Source organism: Microbacterium sp. 13-71-7, from assembly GCF_002257455.1.
Taxonomy (GTDB): Bacteria; Actinomycetota; Actinomycetes; order Actinomycetales; family Microbacteriaceae; genus Microbacterium.
In genome coordinates, this window is the sequence record NZ_NCKN01000227.1 from 1 (window position 1) to 6264 (window position 6264).

The 6264-nt window shown below is 68.6% G+C and carries 6 protein-coding genes; all 6 read left to right on the forward strand.

Translation table 11 applies throughout. From position 1 onward, the window contains the following. The first annotated feature begins 282 nt into the window (after positions 1–282). Positions 283–1959 carry an ABC transporter substrate-binding protein gene (locus tag B7X32_RS17205; protein WP_292722388.1) on the forward strand — a complete coding sequence of 559 codons (1677 nt, stop codon included), beginning with the start codon at positions 283–285 and terminating at the stop codon, positions 1957–1959. Positions 1960–2108: 149 nt separating this feature from the next. Then, the gene (locus tag B7X32_RS17210; protein WP_292722391.1) at positions 2109–2933 is read left to right on the forward strand and encodes an ABC transporter ATP-binding protein; all 825 of its coding nucleotides are present in this window, start codon (positions 2109–2111) and stop codon (positions 2931–2933) included. Beyond that, positions 2930–3742, forward strand: a complete 813-nt coding sequence (locus tag B7X32_RS17215; protein WP_292722394.1) for an ATP-binding cassette domain-containing protein — start codon at positions 2930–2932, stop codon at positions 3740–3742. The genes B7X32_RS17210 and B7X32_RS17215 overlap by 4 nt, the downstream gene beginning before the upstream one ends. Further along, a complete protein-coding gene (locus B7X32_RS17220; RefSeq protein WP_292722397.1) occupies positions 3739–4815 on the forward strand; it encodes an ABC transporter permease in 1077 nt (358 codons plus the stop codon). Before B7X32_RS17215 ends, B7X32_RS17220 begins: the two co-directional genes overlap by 4 nt. A gap of 143 nt (positions 4816–4958) precedes the next feature. Further along, positions 4959–5909 carry an ABC transporter permease gene (locus B7X32_RS17225; RefSeq protein WP_292722402.1) on the forward strand — a complete coding sequence of 317 codons (951 nt, stop codon included), beginning with the start codon at positions 4959–4961 and terminating at the stop codon, positions 5907–5909. After that, positions 5906–6264: glycoside hydrolase family 3 N-terminal domain-containing protein (locus B7X32_RS17230; protein ID WP_292722399.1), on the forward strand; the 359-nt coding region annotated here is incomplete at its 3' end. The genes B7X32_RS17225 and B7X32_RS17230, both read left to right, overlap by 4 nt.

Here is a 6264-nt window from a genome sequence, read left to right on the forward strand (position 1 = left end):
CGATGTCGGCGAGGGTGCCGTTCGTGGATCCCTTGGCGCCGAAGATCTCCATCGCGGCCTTCAGGATCTCGGTGCGCTTGCGCTCGGTCTCCGGTCGCGACTTCACGCGGCTCGATGCGGTCGTGACCATCTCGTTCCCCTCCCCTGCTTGTCATCCAGCTTACTGATCGGTAACCTCACCTTTACTTACTTTCCCGCTAGTAAGTAAATTCCCCCACAGGGAAGCGGGACCCCGCACCAGATGGGCGCACGACGGCCGTGCCCCCACCAGAAGGAGAAGCAATGACGCTCAGGAAGACCTTGATCGCGGTGACGGCCTTCGCGGCGATCAGCGCGGCGGCGCTGACCGGCTGCTCGTCGGGCGGCGGCAGCACGTCCGGCTCTGCCGGCGGGTCGCTCACGATCGCGAAGCCCGACGGCGCCGCGGTGCTCGCCACCCAGATCAACAACCCGTTCATCAGCACCGGATCCGGCATGTCGCTCGGCTACGACCGGATGATCTACGAGCCGCTCGCCATGGTGAACCCGGTCGGCAAGAACGAGACCACGCCGTGGCTGGCCTCGAAGGTCGAGTGGAACGCCGACTACACGCAGCTGACGGTCACCCCGCGCACGGGCGTGAAATGGAGCGACGGCAAGCCGTTCACCGCCGACGACATCGTCTTCACCTACACGCTGATCAAGAACACCCCGGCGCTCGACCTCGGCGGGCTCAAGCTGGCCGACATCAAGAAGGACGGCGACAAGGTCGTGCTGTCCTTCAGCGAGTCCAAGTTCGTCAAGCAGGGCGACGTGCTGCAGGTCGGCATCGTGCCGGAGCACCAGTGGAAGGCCATCGCCGATCCGACCAAGGATCCGGTGAAGGAGGCCATCGGCACCGGCCCGTACACGATCAAGAGCTTCTCCTCGCAGGGCGTCGTGCTCTCCTCGCGCAAGGACTACTGGGGCGGCGACGTGCCCGTCCCGCAGCTCAAGTACCTCGAGTACAACGACAACACGGGGCTGCTCCGCGGCCTGCAGAACGGCGAGACCGACTGGGCGCAGATCTTCATCACCGACTTCCAGAAGAACTACGTAGACAAGGACGCGAAGCACAACGTGTTCTGGGCCGCGAACGTGCTGAGCCCGGACATGATCCTGGTGAACACGACGAAGGCGCCGTTCAACGACCCCGCGTTCCGCAAGGCCGTGAACATGGTGATCGACCGCAAGGCGCACGCCGAGAAGGCGCGCAGCAATGCGGGCCCCGAGCTGACGAGCGTGACCGGCATCCCGCAGCCGACGGGCGACCAGTACATCGCGCCCGACTACAAGGGCAAGACCTTCTCGATCGATGTGGACGGCGCCAAGAAGGTGCTCAGCGATGCAGGCTACACCTGGAACAAGGACGCGCTGATCGATCCGGCCGGCGCTCCGGTGTCGTTCACGCTGCAGGATCCGCAGGGCTGGAACGACTACGTCACCGGGATCCAGCTCGTCGCCACGCAGGTCAAGAGCACGCTGGGCGCCGACGCCAAGGTCGCCACCCCCGACGCGGACACCTGGCTCAGCAACGTCGCGACCGGCAACTTCGACGCCGCGCTGCACTGGACGGGTTCGGGCACGAACCCGTGGCACATCTACGACGACGTGATGAACGGCGCCTACCTGGAGCAGGAGTCCGGCGGCAAGGTCTCCGACAACTTCGGCCGCTACAACAACCCCGAGGCGACCGCGCTGCTGAAGCAGTACGCGCAGGCCTCGGACGACGCGACCCGTACGGACGCGCTGAACAAGCTGCAGAAGATCTTCGTGGAGGACGTGCCGGCGATCCCGATCGGCACCCACCCGCAGCTGGGCGAGTACAACACCCGGAAGTACACCGGATGGCCGAGCGAGGACGAGCAGTACGCGACGGCCGACCCGACGCAGCCCTCGGCGGTCCAGGTCGTGCTGAAGCTGAAGCCGGCGGGCAAGTAACCGTCCGATCACCCCTCGCTCGTCGGGCGAGCGCATCGGGACGGAACGCGGGCATGACGGAGTACCGCGTTTCGTCCCGGTCGCGCCCTTCGAGTCCCTCAGGGCCGGCGCGCGATCTCGCTCGACGGCCGCTACAGGAGCAAGCCCTCATGACAGACCCCCTTCTCTCCGTGCGCGACTTCTCCGTCGTGTACGACGTGGATCCGCCGGTCGCGGCGGTCAAGAACGTCACCCTCGAGATCGGCCGCGGCGAGATCGTCGGCCTGGCCGGCGAGAGCGGCTGCGGCAAGACGACCCTCGCGTACGGCGTGCAGCGGCTGCTCAAGCCTCCGGCCGTGATCACCAGCGGCAGCGTCACCTTCCACGACGCGTCCGGCGAGGACGTCGACGTCAACGCGCTCGACGTCGAGCAGATGCGCCGGTTCCGCTGGGATCGGATCTCGATGGTGTTCCAGGGCGCGATGAACGCGCTCAACCCCGTGGCCACGATCGGCGCGCAGCTGGACGACGTGTTCCGGGTGCACCGCCCCGGGATGAGCCGCACCGAGCGCCGGGACGCGGTCGTCGAGCTCCTGGAGATCGTGAAGGTGGGCGGGCAGCGGCGCCGCTCCTACCCGCACGAGCTCTCCGGCGGGATGCGGCAGCGCGTGATGATCGCGATGGCGCTCGCCCTGCGTCCCCAGCTCATGGTCATGGACGAGCCGACCACCGCGCTCGACGTGCTGGTGCAGCGCGAGATCCTCAGCCAGATCTCGCAGCTGCGCCGCGAGTTCGGCTTCTCTGTCGTCTTCATCACGCATGATCTGCCGCTGCTGCTGGAGATCAGCGACCGCATCGCGATCATGCGCGCCGGGGAGATCGTCGAGTTGGCCACCGCCGAGCAGATCTGGACCGACCCGCAGCACGAGTACACCAGGACGCTGCTGAGCTCGTTCCCCCGGCTCACGGGCGAGAGAGGGATGGTGCGGCGATGACGACGCTCGAGGTCAAGAACGTCACGAAGGTGTACAACGTCCGCGGAGCCGGGCGGATCAGGGCGCTGGACGACGTGAGCTTCACGCTCGGCGCGCGCCAGACCATCGGCCTGGTCGGGCAGTCGGGCAGCGGCAAGTCCACGATCGCGAAGATCCTCACCCAGCTGGAGACCCCCACCCACGGCGAGGTGCTGCTGGACGGCGAGGCGATCCCGCGCCGGGGCGCGGGTCTGCGCCGGTACCGGCAGCGCCTGCGGATGGTGTTCCAGGATCCGTTCGCGTCGCTGAATCCGTCCCACTCGATCCGGCACCACATCGAGCGCCCGCTGCAGCTGGACCGCGTCGTGCCCCGGAAGGACGTCGACGCCGAGGTGCGCCGCCTCCTCGACCGCGTCCGGCTCGAGCCGGACGCCGTGATCGACCGTCGTCCGCACGAGCTCTCCGGAGGGCAGCGGCAGCGCGTCGCGATCGCCAGAGCCCTGGCCTCCCGTCCCGACCTGTTGATCGCCGACGAGCCGGTCTCGATGCTCGACGTCTCGATCCGGCTCGGGGTGCTGAACCTGCTCGCCGAGCTGCAGCGGGAGGAGGGGCTGGGCGTGCTCTACATCACGCATGACCTGGCCACCGCCCGTCACTTCAGCGACGAGATCATGGTGCTCAACCAGGGCAGGGTCGTGGAGCGCGGCCCCGCCGACGACGTGATCCTGAACCCGCAGGATCCGTACACCCGCGAGCTGCGCGCCGCGTCGCCCGATCCCGAGAAGCACTTCGGCAGGCCCGCGGTGCCCGTGGCAGGAGGTGCGCGATGAGCGCCGAACCGACGACCGCCCCCGCCCTCGACCCGACGCTGGTGGGCACCACCGCGACGCGCGCCGAGCGCGGAGGGATCCGCGTGCCGTGGCGCTTCATCCTGAACCGCGCCGCCTTCTACCTGTTCACCGCGTGGGCGGCCATCACGATCAACTTCTTCATCCCGCGGATGATGAAGGGCGACGCGGTGGACTCGTTCATGGCCCGCAGCCAGGGGCAGCTCACGCCCGCCGCGGAGAAGGCGCTGCGCCTGATGTTCGGCCTCGACTCCTCGGTGCCGCTGTGGCAGCAGTACCTCGACTACTGGGGGATGCTGCTGCGCGGCGACCTCGGCGTCTCGATCTCGACCGGCATGGCCCCGGTGAGTGAGGCGATCGCCTCCGCCCTGCCCTGGACCCTCGGCCTCGTCGGCGTCGCCACCGTGATCTCCTTCGCGATCGGCACGAGCGTGGGCGCCGTGATCGGCTGGAGGCGCGGCAGCGCGCTCGACGCCCTCGTGCCGGTGACCACCTTCCTCGGCACGGTGCCGTACTTCTGGTTCGGCCTCATCTTCATCGCGCTCTTCTCCTCGACGCTGGGCTGGTTCCCGGCCGGGCACGCCTACGAGGTCGGCGTCGAACCGGGGTGGAACGCCGAGTTCATCGGCCAGGTGCTCTCGCACGCCGCGCTGCCCGTGCTGACGATCGTGATCGCGTCGCTGGGCGGCTGGGTGCTCGGCATGCGCAACATGATGCTCACGGTGCTCGACGAGGACTACATCACGGTGGCGCAGGCGAAGGGCATGCCGAACCGTCGGGTGCTCTGGAAGTACGCCGCGCGCAACGCCGTGCTGCCGCAGATCCAGAGCTTCGCGCTCTCGCTCGGCTTCATCGTCGGCGGCACGATCGTGATGGAGATGGTCTTCTCCTACCCCGGGATCGGCCTGCTCCTGCTGAACGCGACCAACGCCAAGGACTACGCCCTGATGCAGGGCATCTTCCTCGTCCTGGTGATGGCGGTGCTCGTGGCGAACATCATCGCCGACATCGTCTACGCCGTCCTCGATCCGCGCACCCGTCAGACGGAGGGCTGAGCATGAACGTTCCCGCCACGAAGCAAGAGCTCCTCGCACCGCCTCCCGGCGCGGGCGCCCCCGAGACGGTCGCGGTCCTGACCGCCGACCCCGGGCCCGTATCCCGGCGCACGTTCTGGTCGCAACTGCGCGCCTCGCTCGCCATGTTCGGCAACCCCAAGTCGGCGACCGGGCTGATCATCCTCGGCGCGTTCGCGATCGTCGCGATCTTCGCCCCGTGGATCGCGCCGTATCCGCCGACCGCGCAGCACCTGGATCAGACGCTCGAGGCGCCCTCGCTCCAGCATCTGCTGGGCACGACGCACATCGGCGAGGACGTGTTCAGCCAGCTCGTCTACGGCACCCGCGGCGTGCTGCTGGTCGGCTTCCTCGCGACGATCATGGCGACCGTCGTGGCCATCGTCGTCGGGGTGACCGCCGGCTATCTGCGCGGCTGGAAGAGCGAGGCCCTCTCGGCGCTCGCGAACGTCTTCCTGGTGCTCCCCGCGCTGCCGCTCATCATCATCGTCGCTTCGCAGTTCCAGGATCCGCCGCTGTGGATCATCGCCGCGGTGCTGGGGCTGACCGGCTGGGCGTGGGGCGGCAGGGTGCTGCGGGCGCAGACGATGTCGCTGCGCAACCGCGACTTCATCCAGGCCGCGCGCGCCAACGGCGAACCGCTGCACCGGATCATCCTGGTCGAGATGCTCCCGAACCTGATGGCGATCATCGCGTCGAGCTTCGTGGGCACCATGACCGCGGCCGTGCTCGGACTCACCACGCTCGCGTTCATCGGGGTCATCCCGGTGTCGAACCTGAACTGGGGCACGATCCTGTTCTGGGCGCAGCAGAACAACGCCTTCCCCGACTACTGGTGGTGGTACGTGCCGGCCGGGCTCTGCATCGCCCTGCTCGGCGTCGCGCTGTCGCTCATCAACTTCGGCATCGACGAGTACGTCAACCCCCGCCTGCGCTCCGCCGGAGAGCGCGCCCGCGCCCTCAAGAAGCGCGGCATCGACCAGAACGCCGCCGTGACCGCGGTGCGCCCCGGCGTGCTGCCGGCGCCGACCACCGCGGCCGGAGCGGCCGCCGAACCAGAGAGCACCACCGCATGAGCGACGCCCTGCCCTTCCGCGATCCGAGCCTCGGGACGCCAGAACGCGTGGCCGACCTGCTGGGCCGCATGACGGTCGAGGAGAAGGTCGGGCAGATGCTGCAGCTCGACGCGCGCGACGACCTGCGCGACCACGTTCTCCGGCGCCACGTCGGCTCGATCCTGCACACCTCGCCGGAGCGCATCCTGGAGGCCAACCGGCTCACCGCCGAGACGCGGCTGCGCATCCCGCTGCTGGTGGGCGAGGACTGCATCCATGGCCACTCGTTCTGGCCGGGCGCGACGATCTACCCGACGCAGCTCGGGATGGCGGCGACCTGGGATCCTGGCCTGATCGAGCAGGTCGCCCGCGCGAC

Bases quoted from the DNA above. Each gene is read 5' to 3' on its own strand.
- B7X32_RS17225 (WP_292722402.1), top strand. From the start codon at position 4,959: ATGTTCGGCAACCCCAAGTCGGCGACCGGGCTGATCATCCTCGGCGCG.
- B7X32_RS17215 (WP_292722394.1), top strand. From the start codon at position 2,930: ATGACGACGCTCGAGGTCAAGAACGTCACGAAGGTGTACAACGTCCGC.
- B7X32_RS17220 (WP_292722397.1), top strand. From the start codon at position 3,739: ATGAGCGCCGAACCGACGACCGCCCCCGCCCTCGACCCGACGCTGGTG.
- B7X32_RS17210 (WP_292722391.1), top strand. From the start codon at position 2,109: ATGACAGACCCCCTTCTCTCCGTGCGCGACTTCTCCGTCGTGTACGAC.
- B7X32_RS17205 (WP_292722388.1), top strand. From the start codon at position 283: ATGACGCTCAGGAAGACCTTGATCGCGGTGACGGCCTTCGCGGCGATC.